This is a genomic window from Luteolibacter rhizosphaerae (assembly GCF_025950095.1).
Lineage (GTDB): Bacteria > Verrucomicrobiota > Verrucomicrobiia > Verrucomicrobiales > Akkermansiaceae > Haloferula > Haloferula rhizosphaerae.
The window spans coordinates 76390-95091 of sequence record NZ_JAPDDR010000005.1 but is presented as its reverse complement, the minus strand read 5'-3'; the positions used below and the strand labels follow the sequence as shown (position 1 = coordinate 95091).

General features: G+C 64.1%; 12 protein-coding genes. 4 read left to right on the top strand and 8 right to left on the bottom strand.

The features are described from left to right. Positions 1 to 65: 65 nt before the first annotated feature. Complete coding sequence (locus OJ996_RS10695; RefSeq protein ID WP_264513552.1) at positions 66 to 5441, top strand: beta strand repeat-containing protein; 5376 nt, start codon at positions 66 to 68, stop codon at positions 5439 to 5441. A 379-nt stretch (positions 5442 to 5820) separates the two neighbouring features. Here OJ996_RS10695 and can read toward each other — a convergent pair whose 3' ends face one another. Continuing rightward, the gene (gene can, locus OJ996_RS10690) at positions 5821 to 6417 is read right to left on the bottom strand and encodes a carbonate dehydratase (protein WP_264513551.1); all 597 of its coding nucleotides are present in this window, start codon (positions 6415 to 6417) and stop codon (positions 5821 to 5823) included. Between the two features lie 120 nt (positions 6418 to 6537). On the opposite strand from can, the gene OJ996_RS10685 reads away from it, so the two are divergent. After that, a complete protein-coding gene (locus OJ996_RS10685; protein WP_264513550.1) occupies positions 6538 to 7911 on the top strand; it encodes a replication-associated recombination protein A in 1374 nt (457 codons plus the stop codon). A gap of 120 nt (positions 7912 to 8031) precedes the next feature. On the opposite strand, the gene OJ996_RS10680 is transcribed toward OJ996_RS10685, so the two are convergent. From OJ996_RS10680 to uvrA, 4 genes are read right to left on the bottom strand one after another with little or no spacing between them, the layout of a single operon-like run. Further along, complete coding sequence (locus tag OJ996_RS10680; protein WP_264513549.1) at positions 8032 to 9042, bottom strand: S1C family serine protease; 1011 nt, start codon at positions 9040 to 9042, stop codon at positions 8032 to 8034. A gap of 56 nt (positions 9043 to 9098) precedes the next feature. After that, positions 9099 to 9740 (bottom strand): hypothetical protein, encoded by a 642-nt coding sequence (locus OJ996_RS10675; RefSeq protein WP_264513548.1) that lies wholly within the window; start codon positions 9738 to 9740, stop codon positions 9099 to 9101. A gap of 30 nt (positions 9741 to 9770) precedes the next feature. Further along, positions 9771 to 10364 carry an RNA polymerase sigma factor gene (locus OJ996_RS10670; protein WP_264513547.1) on the bottom strand — a complete coding sequence of 198 codons (594 nt, stop codon included), beginning with the start codon at positions 10362 to 10364 and terminating at the stop codon, positions 9771 to 9773. A 31-nt stretch (positions 10365 to 10395) separates the two neighbouring features. Continuing rightward, entirely contained in the window at positions 10396 to 13239 is a 2844-nt protein-coding gene (gene uvrA, locus OJ996_RS10665; protein ID WP_264513546.1) for an excinuclease ABC subunit UvrA, read from the bottom strand. 77 nt (positions 13240 to 13316) lie between these two features. On the opposite strand from uvrA, the gene OJ996_RS10660 reads away from it, so the two are divergent. Then, positions 13317 to 14450, top strand: a complete 1134-nt coding sequence (locus OJ996_RS10660) for a HupE/UreJ family protein (protein ID WP_264513545.1) — start codon at positions 13317 to 13319, stop codon at positions 14448 to 14450. A gap of 8 nt (positions 14451 to 14458) precedes the next feature. Beyond that, positions 14459 to 14836: a hypothetical protein gene (locus tag OJ996_RS10655; protein ID WP_264513544.1), complete on the top strand. Its 378-nt coding sequence runs from the start codon at positions 14459 to 14461 to the stop codon at positions 14834 to 14836. A 20-nt stretch (positions 14837 to 14856) separates the two neighbouring features. On the opposite strand, the gene pstB is transcribed toward OJ996_RS10655, so the two are convergent. The 3 genes from pstB to pstC are packed head-to-tail and all read right to left on the bottom strand — an operon-like array spanning position 14857 to position 18694. Then, positions 14857 to 15639 carry a phosphate ABC transporter ATP-binding protein PstB gene (gene pstB, locus OJ996_RS10650; RefSeq protein ID WP_264513543.1) on the bottom strand — a complete coding sequence of 261 codons (783 nt, stop codon included), beginning with the start codon at positions 15637 to 15639 and terminating at the stop codon, positions 14857 to 14859. Next, a complete protein-coding gene (gene pstA, locus OJ996_RS10645) occupies positions 15633 to 16751 on the bottom strand; it encodes a phosphate ABC transporter permease PstA (protein ID WP_264513542.1) in 1119 nt (372 codons plus the stop codon). The genes pstB and pstA overlap by 7 nt, the downstream gene beginning before the upstream one ends. After that, positions 16751 to 18694, bottom strand: coding sequence for a phosphate ABC transporter permease subunit PstC (gene pstC / locus OJ996_RS10640; protein WP_264513541.1), 1944 nt, complete (start codon positions 18692 to 18694; stop codon positions 16751 to 16753). The genes pstA and pstC overlap by 1 nt, the downstream gene beginning before the upstream one ends. Between the last annotated feature and the right edge of the window lie 8 nt (positions 18695 to 18702).

The following is an 18702-nucleotide window of genomic DNA, read 5'->3' as shown; positions in this document are numbered from 1 at the left end:
TTCTTGTAACTGCGGAGAACCCCCGCGGTGCCCCGCCCGGGGCTAACCCAAGAATCGCCAAACCCATGAAAAACTCCCCTTCCGGGAGCGGTGTCCGCGCCGCCCTGCTTGCCTGCGCCACCGCATGCGCCTTCACCTCCGCCCACGCCCAGAACGGCACTTGGACCGGCACAGCCAGCCCCGGCCTCTGGAGCGATAGCGCCAACTGGTCCGGCGGCACCATCGCCAACGGCGCTGGCAATACCGCGAACTTTAGCACCATCGATATCCCGGACGGGACCTTCATCGCCGCCCTTGATACCCCGCGCACGATCGGCAGCATCACCTTCGGCGATACCAATACATCTTCCGCCGGATTCTGGGTGATCGATAACAACGTCGACCCCCTGAACATCCTCACCCTCGACGGCTCGCCGGTCATCACCGTCAACGCTCTCGGCACCGATGCCCTCGCCGAGATCAGCGCACAGATCACCGGCACGGCCGGCCTCGCGAAAGCAGGCCCCGGCACCCTTACCTTGAGCGGCGCGAATACCTACAGCGGTACCACCGCGGTCAATGCCGGCACCCTCAATCTCAGCAATGCCACCGCCATCGGCACCAGCACCCTGACCATCTCCGGCGGCAATATCGGCAACCCGGTCGGAGCCGTCACCCTGACCAATAACAACGCCCAGAACTGGAACTCGAACTTCAGCTACACCGGCCCAGGAAATCTCGCCCTTGGCGCAGGTGCCGTCTCCATCCCCTCCGCCATTACCCTCACCTCCCATTCAGGCAGCCTGAATGTCGGCGGCGTCATCACCGGCGCGGGGAACTTCACCAAGGACGGCAACGGCGAAGTCCTCCTCTCCGGTCTCAATGCCGCCACTTTCACCGGCCCCATGACCATCAAGGGCGGCCTACTCCGCATCCGCGGAAACCTCGCCAGCAGCGCCGCCGGTGCAGCCCTCAATCAGGAACCGATCGGACCCGCCACCAAGACCATCACCTTTGAAGGTGGCTCGGTCATGCTGAACGGTGCCACCGGCAGCAACGGCCCCACCGTGGTCGGATTCACCAATCCGCTCGTCGTCCCCGCCGGCCAGACCGGCGCGGTCTTCACGATGCAGCGCGGCGACTTCAATTCGACCATCACCGGCAGCGGCTCGCTCAATGTGATCTGCAACTATGTCCGTGGTAACATGAACGGCAACTGGACCGGGTTCACCGGTACCGTCACCGCCTCATCCGCCGGCACCGGGAATTCCGAGTGGCGCTTGAACGGCACCAACATGCTGCACGCCGGACTCTCCCTGCACGTTACCAATGCCGGAGTCTTCCAGATCTTCAATCCGCCGAACAACGCCATCGGCACCACCCACGCCATCGGCAAGCTCAGCGGCACCGCCAGCGCCTACATGGGCGGCAGCACCGTGAACGGCCGCTTCGTCAACTGGCAGGTCGGTGCGCTGAACCAGGATTCCGAATACGCCGGCATCATCGCCAATTCCACCGGCGCCGCCCGCCTCTACAAGGTCGGCACCGGCACCCTCACCCTGAGCGGCCCGAACACCTACACCGGCGATACCCAGCTCAACGCTGGCACCCTCAAGGTCGGCAACGGTGCCACCGGCAGCCTCGCCGCCACCAATGTCATCACGACCGCTGGCACTACCCTCGTCTTCGATCGCGACAACTCCGCGGACAGCGTCTACCCCGGCATCCTCTCCGGACCCGGCACCGTGATCAAGCGCGGCAACGGCCGTGTGAACTTCAACGGCATCAACACCTACACCGCCGGCACTTCCATCGAAGGCGGCACCATCGGCATCAATAGCACAGCCTCCTTGGGCGATGCCGCAGGCGCCGTGAGCTTCACCGTCTCGAATGGCGGCATCATCGCCACCGCGCCGGGCATCGTCACACCACGCAGCTTCACCGTCGCCTCCGGCATCACCGCCAGCTTCGGTGCCGCTACCGCCGCGGACTCCTACGAGATCACCAGCCCGATCAGCGGTGCCGGTGCGCTTGCGGTGAATGGAAGCGGCGTCGTCACCCTCTCCGCCGCGAATACCTATGGCGGCAGCACCGCCATCAGCTCCGGCACCTTGGTTGCAGCAAACGCTAGCGGCAGTGCCACCTCCACCGGAGCTGTTAGCCTCGCGGGCGGCGCCACCCTTGGCGGCACCGGTAGCATCGCCGGGGCCACCACCACCACCTCCGGATCCCATCTCCGCCCCGGAGCAGTCACTCCTGCAGCGACCGCCGTCGGCACCCTCACCACCGGCTCGCTCGCCCTCGCAGGCGGCACCACCCTCCATGCCGAGTTCACGGATAGCACCGTCTACGATAAGATCGTGGTGAGCAATACCAACGGCCTCACCGCCGCCGCATCGCTCGCGAATCCGGTCATGGTCGATCTGCGAGTCGCCAATTCCACCGCGAAGTGGACCACCCCCGGCACCTACGATCTCATCCAGTTCGCCGGCAGCTTCACGGGTAATGCGAATGATCTCTTCGAGGTCGATCCCGCCAGCCAGCAGGCCGGACTCACCTACACCTTCAGCGTCGCAGGCAACTCGATCCGCCTCACCGTCGGCGGCGCTCTCCCCTCGATCTGGAATGTCGATGCCGCGGGCAACTGGAGCATCGCCGGCAACTGGCTCAACGGTGCGCCCAATGGTATCGGCGCCACCGCCACCTTCGGCAGCACCATTACCGGACCGCGCACCGTCACGCTCGATGCCAGCCGCACCGCCGGCATCCTTCAGTTCAACAACGCGAACTCCTACACCATCACCGGCAGCACGCCCGTTCTCACGCTCGACCAAAGCACCGGCAGCTCCGAGATCAATATCCTCCAAGGCGATCACACCATCGCCGCCAAGCTCGCGCTCACCGACCCGCTGCTCGTCACGCTCGCCAATGCCGGGGATTCCATCGCCCTGCTCGGGGACATCAGTGGTGCCGGCAGCATCACCAAGTCCAGCCCCGGCGATCTCTCCCTCGGTGGCTCGAACACCTTCGCCGGAGCCGTCAACTTCAGCAACGGCTTGCTTACCTTCGGCAACAACAGCCTCGGCAGCGGCAGCCTTACCCTCAATGCCGCCACCCTCGCTTGGTCACCATCGAATACTCAGGACATCTCGAACCGCGCCATCACCTTTGGCGATAGCCCGGTTACCTTCCTGATGGATAGCAACGTCACCCTCGCCAATAACTTCGGCCTCACCGGTCTCGCCCCCTTCAACAAGGACGGCGGCGGCACCCTCACCTTGGCGGCGGACACCACCTTCCTCGGGAATGTCAGCGTCCTCAATGGAGCGCTCACCCTTGGCAATGGCGGCACCACCGGCTCGGTTCTCGGGGATATCGCCCTCACCGCCGTTGGTACGACGCTTACCGTAAATCGTTCGGATTCCCCGCTGATCGGAAACCTGATCACCGGCTCCGGCGATCTCGTCCTCACCGGCGCGGGGGACAAGGCCCTCAGCCGCGCGAATACCTTCACCGGGACCACCGCGATCCTAGGCGGGAAGCTCGTGCTTCTCGAAGCCCTCGCGCTTCAGAACAGCACGCTGCTCTATAACAACGGTGGCGGCACGCTCGACTTCGACAACCTCTTCGCCGCCACCATCGGCGCGCTGGAGGGCAACAAGGACCTCGCGCTGGATAATATCTTCACCACCCCCGTCGCCCTCACCGCGGGCGGCAATGGTGCGACCACCAGCTACACCGGCATTCTGAGCGGCAGCGGCTCTTTCGTGAAGACCGGCACCGGCACGCTCTCTCTCAGCGGCGTTCACACCTTCAGCGGCAGCACCGCCGTGAACGGCGGAACCCTCGTCATCGAGCCCACCGCCGTGCTTAACAACTCTGCCATCAACGTCGGAGCCACCGGCCGCCTTGTGATCAATGGCGGCACCATCACCTCCGTCGGAACCGGTAATGTCGCGAATAGCCCCGCCGGTCCCGCCACCTTCGAGCTCGTTACCGGATCCGCCAGCTTCCCCGCAGGACTGAACGGCACCGGCAACTCCGCGAACAACTACCTCATCTCCGCCATCGGCGGCACCCTCACCGCCTCATCCATGAGCATCGGCCGCGGCGGACTCATCTACACTGCCGAGCCCGTCGAAGGTTCCACCGGCATCGGCTTCTACGTGAATGGCGCCGATGTCGATATCGCCGGCGGTCTCTCGATGGGCGTCACCTCCGGAGCGAATTCCTCGGTCTCCGCCCGCATCGATTCTGGCAGCCTTGATATCGGCGGACCGATCGTCGTCGGTCTGAACAACGGCGGCCGCTGGTCGGTCATCGATGTCAACGGTGGCACCTTTACCAGCAGCGATGCCGCCGCAGGCATCACCCTCGGCGGACCGCTTCAGGGAAATGCCGCCCTGCTTGCCCGCAACGGCGTTGCCTCCGTCGAGCGCATCCAATTCGGCCAAGGAGCCATCGCCGGCACCAGCACCGTGAATGTGATGAATATCGGCGAGCTCTACGTCGGCTCCGGCGGCATGGTGCTCGGCAGCACCGCTCCCGGCTTCGTCGCCACGCTCAAGCTCTCCGGCGGTATCCTCGGCGCGAAGGCCCCGTGGTCCACCTCACTCCCCGTCGTGACCTCCGGTAACTTCACCGTGAAAGCCGCAAATGCGTCCGGCACCGCGAACAACATCACCTTCACTGGCGCTCTCAGCGGCACCGGCAATCTTGATAAGACCGGTGCCGGCACGCTCGCCCTCAATGGCGGCTACTCCCACACCGGCACCACTACCGTCTCGCTGGGCACCCTCACCCTGCCCACCGCAACCCTCAGCGATACCGCGGCAGTGGAAGTGAAGACCGGCGGCACCTTGAATCTGACCCACGGTCAGCAGGACACCGTCGCCGCCTTCCTCGTGAATGGCACCGCCCAGGGCACCGGCATCTTCACCAGCACCTCCCACCCCGGTCTCATCACCGGCAGCGGATCGCTGCGCGTCGTGTCGGATCCCTTTGCGGGCTGGATCTCGGGCTATCCCACCCTCACCGGGCCCGATGCCGACAAGAGCGCCGATCCCGATCGCGACGGACTCAGCAACTTCGAGGAGTTCGCGCTCAATGAGAACCCCACCCTCCGTGCAGCCAGCGGTAAGATCCGCTCCCGCATCGAAACGGTCGCGGGCAATCAAGCCCTCGTCATCACCCTGCCAGCCCGCAATGGTGCCACCTTCGACAACCTCCCTGGTCCCGCCGCCGATGCCACCATCGACAAGGTGATCTACACCATCCGCGGCGGCAATAACCTCAGCGTTTTCGACCAAGGCGTCAGCGAGATTGTAGCCAGCACCGCCGGCATGCCCTCCCTCGATACCGGCTGGACCTACCACAGCTTCCGCCTCAACGGAAACATCGGCGGCGGCACACCCCGCGGACCCAAGGGATTCATCGACATCCAGATCACCGAATCCCCCTGACCATCATCTTCCGGGTAAATATTGGGCTGAAGGCCGGGAGCGAAATCTCCCGGCCTTCTTTTTTCCCTTCAGGGTAGCGGAAGGACTCTCGTCCTTCCGGCTGCTCGCATCAGCCCTAACAGCATCACACTTTCCCACCGATACGCAGCTCCCAAACCATCCCCACCCCGCGCCTCCAGAGCCCCAAAGGGGCGGCAAGGAGAAAGCCCAGGGTAAGGAGCACCGCGACGCAACCCTGGGTCGATCTTTCTTGCAAGTTTGCACCCTGAAGGGGTGCAAGGAGTCCCCGCCACCTCACCACGCTCCCACCCCACCAAAAAAGAAGAGGACCGGCGCACCCGCACCGGCCCTCTCCAGAAACCTTCGTCCACCTCTCCGCTCAACGCGGCTTGATCGACTCCGAAAGCACGCTGATCCGCCCCGTGTCCAGACGGTAGATCCAGCTATGGATCTCCACGCCCTGACCACGATCCCAAGCATCCTCGATGATCGTCGTGCGGGCCACGTTCTCCGCATTCTTCAGCACGTTCAGCTCGCACAACCGGTCAACCGCCGCCTCGTGCTGCAGTCCTTCCAACTCCGATTCATTCCGGCGTGCCGTGTTCTGGATGTGCCTCAGCCAGTTATCCACCACCCCGTGGCGTTGGTTCTCCAGCGCCGCACGCACCCCGCCGCAGCCATAGTGGCCCACCACCAGCACGTGCTTCACCTTCAGCACGTCCACCGCGAATTGCAGCACCGACAGCAGGTTGAAGTCCGTCTGCACCACCACGTTCGCCACGTTCCGGTGCACGAAAACCTCGCCCGGTGCCAGACCCGTGATCTGGTTCGCCGGCACCCGGCTGTCCGAGCACCCGATCCACAGGTATTCAGGAGTCTGCTGTCGCGCCAGCCGCGCGAAAAAGTCCGGGTCTTCCGCGATCTGGGCCTCCGCCCATTGGCGGTTGTTCTCCAGCAAGTGTTTGAGAGAATCCATCGGCGGCGATGGAAAACGAGGATGCCCGACTTGTCCACCCCCGCGAGGTCCCATCGCTGTCAGCCCCGCCGGATTTGCGGTTCCACTTGGCACCCGCAGCCCCCCGCTTAAGCTCCCCCCGTGCCCGATCTCTTCGATGTCCAGCCCTCAGGCCCCGTCCCCGGCGAACCCCGCCGCGATGGCGAGCCGCTGGCATCCCGCATGCGCCCCCGCACCCTTCAGGAGATCGCCGGCCAGCACCACATCCTCGGCGAGGGCAAGCTCCTCCGCCGCGCCATCGAGGCCGACCGCTTCACTTCCCTCATCTTCTACGGCCCTCCCGGCACCGGGAAGACCACCCTCGCCAGCGTCATCGCCCGCAGCACCGGCTCCCGCTTCGAGGCCCTCAATGGCGTCGAGTCCAATGTCGCCGAGATCCGCGCCAAGATCGACCAAGCCAAGACTTGGCGCGACCTCCGGAACGAAACGACCGTCCTCTTCATCGACGAGATCCATCGCTTCAACAAGGCCCAGCAGGACGTCCTCCTCCCCCACATCGAGCGCGGCACCGTCCGCTTCATCGGCGCCACCACCCACAATCCCTACTTCTACGTCAATTCCCCCCTCGTCTCCCGCTCCCAGATCTTCCAACTCGAATCCGTCTCTACCGAGGACCTCCTCCCCGTCCTCCACCGCGCCCTCACCGATCAGGAGCGCGGCTTCGGCGGCATGAGCATCATAGCCGACCCGGAGGCCATCCACCACCTCGCCCTCATGTCCGATGGCGATGTGCGCAAGGCCCTCACCTCGCTCGAACTCGCCGTCCTCACCACCCCGCCGGAGGCGGATGGAAGCATCCACCTAACCCTCGCCGTCGCGGAGGAATCCATCCAGCGCAAGGCCATCGTCTACGATGCCGATGGCGACGCCCACTACGACACCGCCTCCGCCTTCATCAAGTCCATCCGCGGCTCCGATCCCGATGCCGCGCTCTACTGGCTCGCCAAGATGCTGCACGCAGGGGAGGACCCGCGCTTCATCGCCCGTCGCCTCGTCATCTCCGCCAGCGAGGACATCGGCCTTGCCGATTCAAATGCCCTCCGCGTCGCCATGGCCGCCCAGCAGGCCTACGAATTCGTCGGCATGCCGGAGGGCCGCATCCCCCTCGCCCACGCCACCGTCTATCTCGCCACCGCGCCCAAATCGAACACCGCCTACGCCGCCATCAATGCCGCTCTGGCCGATGTCGAAAAGGGCCGCACCCTCGCCGTCCCCGAGCACCTCCGCACCAAGACCCGCAAGAAGCTCGCCGCCGCCAGTGGCACCGACGAGGAGAAGATGCGCTACCTCTACGCCCACGACTACGAAGGCGGCTACATCCCCCAAGCCTACCTCCCCGAAGGCCGCATCTACTACCACCCCGGCGAGAACGGCCTCGAAAAGCGCATCAAGGAACGCCTCGACTACCTCCGGGAACTGGCGAGCAACTCCGCCCCACCTCCCGCTTCCAAGTAAGCCGTCGGAGAGCGCCGATCTTGCGCAGCGAAGCAGTCCAGGCCCGACAGAAAAACGCCCGCCCCGGCCTAAACCGGAACGGGCGTTTCGCCTCCTGAACTACCTAACTATCTTCCTCTCTCAGCGTCGGTCACGGGGACCCATCTGGAGACGAATACCATTACCCTTGAAATCCATGTCGATGTTCAGCCGGTCGATCCGCTCGCGAACATCCTCCGGCACGGCTGCCTTGTCCTCGTCCGTGTTGTAGGCACCTTCCCACTCGACCTTGCCGTCCTTACCGAGGACTCGCACTTGCTTGTCCCCGTTCTTGGACTTGATCTCCACGCTGCCGTTGTCATCCAGCATGCGGATCGAGCTCGAGCTATTGCCGCCGATGTTGATGCCCGGCTGCGGCGCTTCATTGAGATCCGGAATCTGCATCTCCATGCCCTGCAGCATCTGCTGCATGCGCTGGTGCATCCCCCGCCCGATCGCCAGACCGGGATCCATCAACTCCGTGCCTTGATCATCCTCGAACATCCGCATGTTCTGCTCGATCGCCTCGCGAATCCGGCGCGCCTGGTCTTGCGGCATACCGTCTTCCCTCAGTCGCTCCAGCGGAGGCATGCCGCCGCGTGCGATCTGGTCCTGATGCGCCGGCGCCTTGCTCAGCGTTAGCGTCGCGGTCTTCGATTCGCCGCGGTGAATGTATTCCACCTCGACCTGGTCACCCGGCTTGCTGCCCGAGATTGCTTCGCGCAGCCCGTCGTGGGATCCCACCGGCTTGCCCGCGATCTTCGTCACGATGTCGTTCTGGGCCAGCCCTGCGGCCACCGCCGGACCGGCGGGATCCAGCGTGCGGATCACCACTCCCTCGCCTTGGGCGAGATTCAGGTGCTCGGAAAGCAAATCGGGCACGGTGGCACCACCGATCCCGAGATAGGGCCGGACCAGTTCGGCCGGTGGGGCCACTTCATTCTCGCGCGGCATCTCTACCGGCGGTGCGCCGGCGGTGCTGCGCTCCTCGGCATGATCTTCCACTACCACCCGCGGCGGCACCGGAGCGATCGCCTGCGGCGGCTCGATCGCCAGAGCCGGCGAAGCGAGACTCAATAGGGTTGCGAATCCGTATGTGAAACGTTGGTTCATCTTGATTGGCGTTAACATACTAGAAGCGTAGTAGATGAATCCTTTTATCTTGCCTTTCAGTCGATTTTTTCTGGAACGAAGAGATATTCGAATCGCGGCACCTCGACCTCGACGGGCTTGCCGTCCTTGTCGAGAACCTTCACGCGGTCCTTGTACTCCACCTGCACCATCCGCATCGGCTTGCCGTCCGGCGTCCAACGCACTCCTTGATCGGTTGCCCCTTGCAAGCCTCGCGAAGCGGATACGATCCCGTTCGGGTTCGCGTTGCCCGCCATCTTTGGCACCGGCGCGAATTCCTTCGGCTGGGGATTGGATACCACCGCGTTCGTCGGCGTCTTGTCCACCATCATCGCGCTGAAGGCACCAGCCACCGCCACGGCAGCCGCCGCCGCATACCACGGGCGACGGGAAGCTGCTCTCTCCTTCGCCGCCTTCGGAGCACCGGGAAAAAGCACCACCTTGTCGCTGACCGGGAAGGGAACACGGGACACCGTCTCCAACATCTTCTCGAAGGCCTGCGGCGAGGGCGCCACCGGCTGCATCGCGGCCAGACGGCTCTCGATGCCGCTCGCGGACATCTCCGGCTTCTGCAGGCGACCTTCCACGGCCGCCAGCAGGCGGCTCATGCAGGCATCGTCCGGCGAAGCGGGGCGGAGGCCCTTCAGCGCGTTCTCAAGGTCTTGGAATTCGGAGTCCATGCAGTCGAATCAACAAATCGTTACCGTAAGTTAGATGGAGAGGTCGCCTTTGCGGCGGGCCGAAGAGAGCTTTTTCTTCAAGGCTTCAAGTCCATAGCGATACCGCGAGGCCGCGGTGTTTGGAGAAATATCGAGAGCTTCACCGATTTCCGCAAAAGTGCGCTCTCCCCACACCTTCATCACCACCACCTCGGCAAATTTCGGCGGCAGTTCCTTCAAACCCGCCTCCAACAACTGGCGGGTCTCGTCGTCCGACGACTCGCTCTCGAACCACGGATGAAAGGCATCCTTCTGGTCGGTTTCCGCCTCCCCGCCGACGAAGTCCTCGCGCCGCTTGCGACGGTCGTCACGGCGACCTAGGTCAATCGAAAGCCGACGGATCGCGGTGAAGAGATACGGCATCCACGCCTCCTGGCCGCCGACGAATTCGCCCGCATCCAGCTTCTCCACCAGCTTCACCAAGGCGTCCTGAACGATGTCCTCGGCATCCTCCGAGGAACGCGACTGCTGCCGGGCGAAGAGGATCAATCTCGGGCCATGCTCCGCCAGCCACTCGCGCCAAGCGGCGGTGGAGGGCGAGAGGCTTTCTGCGGGGGCGCTGCTCACGTTGTCGTCGGAATCCATGGAATAAGCGCCGGTAACATAGCTCTTTGTCTCACAAATGGCGAGTTCCGCGCCGCGCAAGCGCCCGGCCCGTAGGGGAATCTACGATCTTCGCCACCTGCTCGGGCCGTCCCTCCGCCACCACCAGCCCCCCTTCCCGGCCGCCACCCGGCCCGAGGTCGATCACCCAGTCGGCCATGGCGATAACATCCAGGTGATGCTCCACCACCAGCACACTGTGCCCCGCCTCCCGCAGACCCCGGAATGCGACCAGCAACCGCTCCACATCGCCGAAGTGCAGGCCCGTGGTCGGTTCATCGAAGAAATAGAGGGTATGGGGCGCCGCCGGCTTCGAGAGCTCCACCGCCAGCTTCAGTCGCTGGGCCTCGCCGCCCGATAGGGTATTCGCCGCCTGCCCCAGACGCAGGTAGCCCAGCCCCAGTTCACCCAGCACCTCCAGCCCGCGCTTCAACTTCGGCACCGCTGCGAACGCTGCCAGCGCCTCCCCTGCCGTGAGGTCCAGCGCATCCGCGATACTCATCCCCTTGAACCGCACCTCGAGCGTCTCGCGGTTGAAGCGCTTCCCCCCGCAGGCCCGGCAGGTGATCCAAGCGTCGGGCAGGAAATGCATCTCGATCTTCAGGCGCCCGGCGCCCTCGCAGTTCTCGCAGCGCCCGCCGTGGGTGTTGAAGCTGAAGCGCCCGGCCCCATATCCACGTTGCCGGGACAGCGGCAGCTTCGCATAGAGATCGCGGATCGAGTCGAACATCCCGGTGAAGGTCGCCGGATTCGAGCGCGGGCTGCGGCCGATGGCAGACTGATCCACCGCCACCACCTTACCCAGCAGCCCCATGCCCTCCACCGCCCGGTGCCGTCCCGGCGGATCACCGCTGCCGTTGAAATGCCGCTTCAGAGCTCGCAGAAGAATATCGTCCGCCAAGGTGGACTTGCCGCTACCGCTCGGACCGCTGATGCACACAATGCCGCCCAGCGGGATTCGCACGTCGAAATCGCGCAGATTGTGCTCGCTCGCCCCCCGCACCCACAGGGAATCCCCCAGCAGAGAGAAACCTCCCGCAGCCGGCTGCGCCGCCGGCGGAGCCTCCAGCCACTGCCGGGTCGGCGAGCTGGCAGGAAAATCCTCCGGAGTGCCGACACCCAGCAGAGCCCCGCCGTCCCTGCCTGCGCCGGGCCCCAGCTCGATCATCCAATCCGCCGCGCGGATCATCTCCTCGTCGTGCTCCACCACCACCACCGTGTTTCCGCGGTCGCGCAGGCGCTTCAGCGCGGCAATCAGACGCCCCGTGTCCTCCGCGTGCAGGCCGATGCTCGGTTCATCCAGCACATAGAGCACACCGGTGAGTCCGCTGCCCAGCTGGGTCGCCAACCGGATTCTCTGGGCCTCCCCCCCGGACAGGGTGGCGCTCGAGCGATCGAGGCCGAGATAACCCAGGCCCACTTCGCACAGGAAACCCAAGCGTTCCGCCACTCCTCCGGCAAGCTGCCCGCAGACCTCCGCCCGATCCTCCGGCAAATTCAGTTCCCGGAGCCAGCCATCCGCCTCCTCCACCGGGAGCGAGCAGAACTCCTGGATGCCCAGCCATCTGCCCCCCTCGCCCTCGATCCGCACGGCCAGGATCTCGGGGCGCAGGCGCCGCCCCTGGCAGGCACTGCAGGGCCGCTCCGCCATCACCCGGGCCACCCGCCGGCGCACCGCCTCGCTGCGGGCCTCGCGCAACTTGCGCTCCGCTTCCACGCATAGCCCCTCGTAGCGTTTGACCTGCTTCTTCTTGTCCGGGCCGATCTTCCAACCGGTATCCAGCATGCCGCCGTGGAAAAGCAGCTCGCGCGCTTCTCCGGATAGATCGGTGTAGCTGGCCTTCTCCGGCAGCTCGAACATCCGCAGGATCGCCGCGGCCTCCTTGGCGAAGGCCTTCCCCCGCTGTGCCCCGACCTTCCACCAGCCCTTGATGCCGCCGCTCGCGATCGGGAGGGCAGGATCTGCCAATAGCAGTTCGGGATCGCAAAAAGTTTCCGTGCCCAGACCCTCGCAGGCCGGACATGCCCCGAGATGGGAGTTGAAGGAGAAATGCCGCGGCGTCAGTTCGCCGATCATGAATCCCGTGGAGGGATTCCGGTAGCTGGTCTGGAAGGAGATTTCCCGCCAATCCTTGTCCTCCGGCGCTTGGACCAGCGCCCGGGCTTCGCTACCGCAGATCCGCAGCGCCGTTTCGACCGAGTCCGCCAGCCGGGCCTCGCCGCCGGGCCTTACCACCAGGCGGTCCACCACGACTTCCACGATCGTCGCCCGCTCCGGCCACGACTTCAGCGCATCCTCCAGGTCGTGGATCTCGCCATCGACCCGCACCCGCACGAAACCCTGCCGCCGCAGGTCGCCGATCAGGCGTTCCGGCTCGCGGGACTCTTCCTCCGGCACGGGCGCGAGCAGCACCACCTTGCTCCCCTCGGCCATCGCGGAAATCGCCGTGACGATGTCCCCGGCCCCCATGCGTTCCAGCTTCTCTCCGGTGACGGGGTCGTGGGGAACACCTGCTGCCGCCCAAAGCACTCGCAGATGCTCGTGAATCTCGGTCACGGTCGCCACCGTCGAGCGCGGGTTGAGCCCGCCGCTTCGCTGTTCGATCGCGATCGCCGGGCTCAGGCCTTCGATGGAGTCCACATCCGGCTTCTCCAACTGGTCGAGGAACTGCCGGGCATAGGCTGAGAGCGACTCGACGAAGCGCCGCTGGCCCTCGGCGAAGAGCGTATGGAAGGCGAGCGAGGACTTGCCTGAACCGCTCGGCCCCGTGACGACCACGAGCTTCCCGCGCGGGATATCCACGTCGATGCCCCTCAGATTGTGCTGCCTTGCCCCCCGGATGCGGATGCTGTCCACCCGGGGAGGGAAAAGCTCCGGGCCGGAAGTTCCAAGTTCCAATCCCGGCCTCCGCGGAATATCCCGTGCACAAGCCGATGCTCCGCTTCCTGCTTCTTCTGCTCTGCCCCTTGGTGCTGCACGCTCATCAGATCGCGGAGATCGCCATCACCTTGGAGATCGAAGGTGACACCGCGGTCTGCACGGCGGAGGTCGATGCAGCCTACATGCTGCCGGAATTCCAAGGCGACGAGGACGAGGAGCCGAAGGATCTCGTGTGGCTGCGGCAACAGGGCCCGGAAGGCTGGGCCAAGATCAGCGAAGCGACACGCACCTTCTGGAAGGATTGCCTGAAACTGGAAGCGGACGGCAAGGAACTGGACTGGAGCCTCGATATTCCGGAGTTGAAGGAAGCTTCACCGCCTTTCATGACCGAGGGTGAGCCGGAGGAATTGCCGATGATCGAGGCGGTGATCCGTGCGACTCTTCCGGAGGGAGTCCACAAGCTGGACGCGGCGTGGAAAGAGCCATTCGGCGTGGTGCTCGTTGTCACCGTTCGGAAAGATGCGGAGGCCGAGGTGAAGCCGATCGTGAGCGGTGAGCGCATGACCCTCGCCGAGCGTGGCGATACCGACCTCGCGCCGGTGCCCCGCTCCATTGGCGATTGGATCATCTTGGGCTTCCATCACATCCTGCCGCTGGGAGTGGATCACATCCTCTTCGTGCTTGGGCTGTTCCTGTTAGCGCCGAAGTGGCGGCCCCTCCTTCAACAGACCATCATCTTCACGATCGCTCATTCCATCACGCTTGGCATGGCCTCGCTGGGATGGGTGGATACCTCCTCCGACCAAGCGTCACGCTGGGTGGAGATCCTGATCGCAGCCAGCATTGCCTGGGTCGGCATTGAAAACCTCCTGGTGAAGGAACTCGGCAAAGGGCGTCTGGCACTCGTCGGTCTGTTCGGCCTCATCCACGGTCTCGGCTTTGCCAGCGTCCTCTCGGAATGGCTGCCGAAGGATCATCCCGAGCAGCTCGCCGGTGCACTTTTCGGCTTCAATGTTGGGGTCGAGGTAGGCCAGATCACCGTTCTGCTCGGAGCCTTCGCCCTCTTCGGTTGGTGGAAGGACAGGTTCGTGTGGGTCAAGTGGACCGGCTCCGTGCTGGTCGGCCTCGCGGGTTTGATCCTCGTGATCGAGCGGCTGATGGAGGTGGAGATCCTAACCTTTCTCTAAGCCGTCAGATGGATTCGCCCTACGCTCCCCCCTCCTCCTCCCCCGAGGTCCCCGATAGGAGAAAAGGAGGGCACCCCAAGCGCCTGTGGTTCCTCGCCTACATCATCGGAATCACCACCTTGTTCCTTGCGGGGACATTGATGTTCTTCACCGACAAGCTTCGCACGATGGAACATGAGCTCGGCATGAGCTTCTCCCTGTGCACCAAGCTACTGCTCCGGCACCGTCGGCTGACGAGCCTTGTCCTTGGGGCCTGCGGTCTGCTTGGAATTCTCGGCTCTTTCACCAAGTCCAGATTCACGATGCTGGCACTGGTTGTTCTGTCGGGAATAGCCGCGACAACGATTGTCGCTCTACTCGGCATGGCATACCAGGACCTTCGCTAGGCACTCTCCCCCTTGCTCAACTAACCGAAGGCACCCGAGACATACTCCTCCGTCTGTCTCACCGAAGGGTTCGAGAACATTTTCTGGGTCGTCCCGAATTCGATCAGCTTGCCGAGATAGAAGAACGCCGTCTTATCGGAGCAGCGGCTCGCTTGCGCGAGATTGTGAGTCACGATGACGATGGTGTAATCGTTCTTCAACTCCAGCAGCAGCTCCTCGACCTTGAGCGTCGAAAGCGGATCGAGCGCCGAGCAAGGCTCGTCCATCAGGATGATGTCCGGCTTCGTCGCGATCGTGCGGGCGATGCAAAGACGCTGCTGCTGGCCACCGGAGAGACCGAAGGCGCTGGACTTGAGCCGATCCTTCACATCATCCCAAAGGGCAACACGGCGCAGGCAATACTCGACCCGTTCGTCGATCGCCTTGCTGCTCTTCTCCCCATGGATGCGGAGACCGTAGGCGATGTTGTCGTAGATCGATTTCGGGAAGGGATTCCACTTCTGGAAAACCATGCCGACGCGACGGCGGAGCATCTGGATATCCAGATCCGGCCGGGCAATATCGATCCCGGCGATCTTGATCGTGCCCGCGGTGACATGGGCTCCGGGAATGCGATCGTTGATCCGGTTGAAGCAACGCAGCAGCGTGGACTTCCCGCAGCCGGAGGGGCCGATAAAAGCGGTGATCTCGCGCGAGGCGATCTCCAGGTTCACGTCATGGATCACCTGCTTCGCACCGTAGTTGAAGCGGAGATTGTCCACGGCGATCGCCGGGGTTCCGTTGGTGGAGGAGCCGTTTACCATTTGAGCTTCGAGCGGACGCGGTGACGCAGGACGATGGAAACCGTCGAGAAGAGGAAGATCATCATCAGGAACACGAACACCGAACCATACTGGGCCCGCTGGGTGTATTCGGAGGTAGGGATCTTCGAAAGCGTGTAGATGTGATACGGCAATGCCTGGACCTGGCTCTGGAGCACGGCCAGGGGATTCGAGACCCCTTCCCACGGCAGGCTGTCCTTTGCGGCCACCGCGGCGGTGAACATGATCGGCGCGGTTTCCCCGGCGGCTCGCGCGAGCGAGAGCACCGAGGAGGTGAGGATGCCCGGCGTGGCGAAGGGCAGGACACACTTGCGGATGGTGTGCCAGCGGGTCGCACCCAGCGCTAGGGATGCCTCGCGGAAACCTTGGGGCACCGCCTTCAAGGACTCCTCGGAGGCCGTGATGATGACCGGCAGGATCATACAGGCCAAGGTGGCGGCACCCGCGATCAGCGAGGAATTCCAACCCTGGAAGCTGAGGTAGGTGAAGCCCAGCGGAACCGTGAACAAGCTGCGGTCGATCGGATTGTCCGTGAAGACCGGCGCGGCCAGCACGAAGACCGCGAAACCGAAAAGGCCGAATACGATCGACGGCACCCCGGCCAGGTTGAGGATGGCAAGCCGGACGAGATTGATGAACTTCCCCTGCTTCGCGTACTCGCTGAGATAAATCGCAGCCGCCACCCCGAAGAACAGCGCCAGGACCACGCTCAACAGGGTGAGCAGGGCCGTGCCGACGATGGGACCGATGATCCCGCCTCCGGAGTAGGAGTAGGTCTGCTCGTTGAAGATCGATTCCGCGCCGTTCTTCTCCACCCAGGCGTGATACTCGGTCGAGGGAATGCTGTGGCGGGTGCCCGCCGCATCATCGAAGACGTGCAAGGTCTGTGTCCGCTCGGTGAGGAAACTGACATCGATGTAGGGAAACTCCGGCTTCATGAGCGCCGGGGCGCCGTCCCAGCAAATGCGGCCGAAGATCAGCAGCGCGATCAGGACGATGCCCCAGGTCAGCCCGCCGAGCAGGCTCTTCACGGCACCCTGTTTGAGTGCTCCGTGGTGGACACCCTTGCGGATAAGTTGTTCCGGATTATCCATCAGTCGTGGGCGGTGCGGAATTTGTGGAGGATGCGTTGGGCGGTCCAGTTGATGCCCAACACGATCGCGAAGAGGACCATGCCGACGACGAAAAGCGCACGGTAGTGAACGCTGCCGAAGGGCACCTCACCCAGCTCCTGCGCGATGATCCCGGTCAGGGTGTGCGCCGGCTGGAAGAAGACCCCGAGGCCTTCGGTAAAATCGGGAATTTCGATCCGGTTACCCGCCACCAGCAGAACCACCATCGTCTCGCCGATCACACGGCCGAGGCCTAGCAGCACCGCCGCGAGGATGCCCGAGACCGCGGCCGGGAGAACCACTCGGAAAATGGTCTGGAGCTTCGAGGCACCGAGCGCATCGGAAGCTTCCGCGAAGGCCGAGGGCACGTTGTTCAGCGCGTCTTCCGAAAGGCTGAAGATCGTTGGAATCGCCATCAGGCCGAGCAGGCAGCCGGCGGTGAACATGTTCAGGCGCTGCTGGATCGGGAAGCCCGGCACCCAGGAGAAGGAGTCCTTCATCGAGGTTTCCTGCAGGATTGTGCCCAGCACCGCGATGCCCAGGAAGCCGAGCACTACGGAGGGAATCGCTTGGAGGAACTCGATCGTCGGCTTGATGAAATTCTGCTCGCGCCGGCCGGCCAACTGGTTGGTGTAGATCGCTGCACCGACACCGAGCGGAATCGCAAGCGACAGGGCGATGAGAGCGATCAACAGGGACCCCGCGAATAAGGGCACGATGCCGTAGAAATCCTGCCATTCGCCACCGGTGATCCAGTCCTTGCCGGTGATGAAGCCCATGATGGTCGAGCCGAGGCCCACCGGCGCATCGAGCTTCCATGCCTCCATCTTTGCGGTCGTGTCGGAGAGCTCTCTCTTATACTCGTCGCTGGCCTTGCGGAAGGTGGACAAGTAGCGATCCGCCTTCTCGTCCTCCAGCTTGGCGGGCAGCTTCGGCAGAACCTCCTCCGCCGCCCTGGTCATGGCGGCATTCGCATCGCGGAATTCCTGCAGGCGCGCGAGCACCGGCTCCATGGCGACCTTGAAATCAACCGGTTCCGTGGTCACCGAGGCTAGGGCGTCCGCCTTCAAGGCGGCTTTCGCCTCCGCGGTCTTGGCGGTCTTCGCCGCTTCGAGAAGCGTGTTGCGACGGGTGATTTCAATCTCGTGGAGGGTAGCCCCCTCCTTGGAGGCTTTCACCACATCCCCCGTCTCGGACACGAGCGTGTCGAGGGCTCCGGAGGACTCGGAGAAGGCATCGATGGTCGCGCGCAGCTCGACCAGCGGCTCGCCCGCGGCGGCTTGTTTGAGCGAAAGTTGTTCATCGATCGCCGCGATCTGCGGCGGATCGTCCGTGGACATGGGATCGCGGGCTGCGAGCGCGGCCAGCAGGCCTTCGCGCTCCTCCTTCGTCAGGTGCGGTGTGGGCGGGATCCCGTCGCCGCGCTTGCCGGCCAGCACCTCGGCGAGCAGCTCCTTGTATTTGGCCGAGAGCGTGTCCTGAAGTTCCTTCGGAATGCCGGTTTCGCCGGCATTCTCCTGCACGCGCAGGAGCGCGCTCTGGGCCGGGGTGACGGCTTCGTTGATGTAGCTCACCACCGCGGTGGCTTCCGAGGAACGGAGGAACTCGGTGCGGCAGGCCGCATTCACCTGCGCGTAATAGGCGCGGTTGAGCAGGGATGTCATCTGCTCGTGCGCCTTCAGGTCATGGCGCGGGATGTCTACGAACTCGAGACCCGCCCTGCGGTAGATCTCGAGCTCCTCCCGATACTTCGGGAAGAAGCCCGCCCCCTCGCGGATGAGGAAGACGATGATCAGGATGAGAATGACAATGGTCAGGCCGGCATTACCGGCGAAGAAGGCTTTGAAAAAGCCGTCCGTTCCCCTGCCCTTCCGGCGGAAGGGATGACCAGCGGGAACTGTGTTGGAGCTTGGGGATTCCGGCATGCGCGACG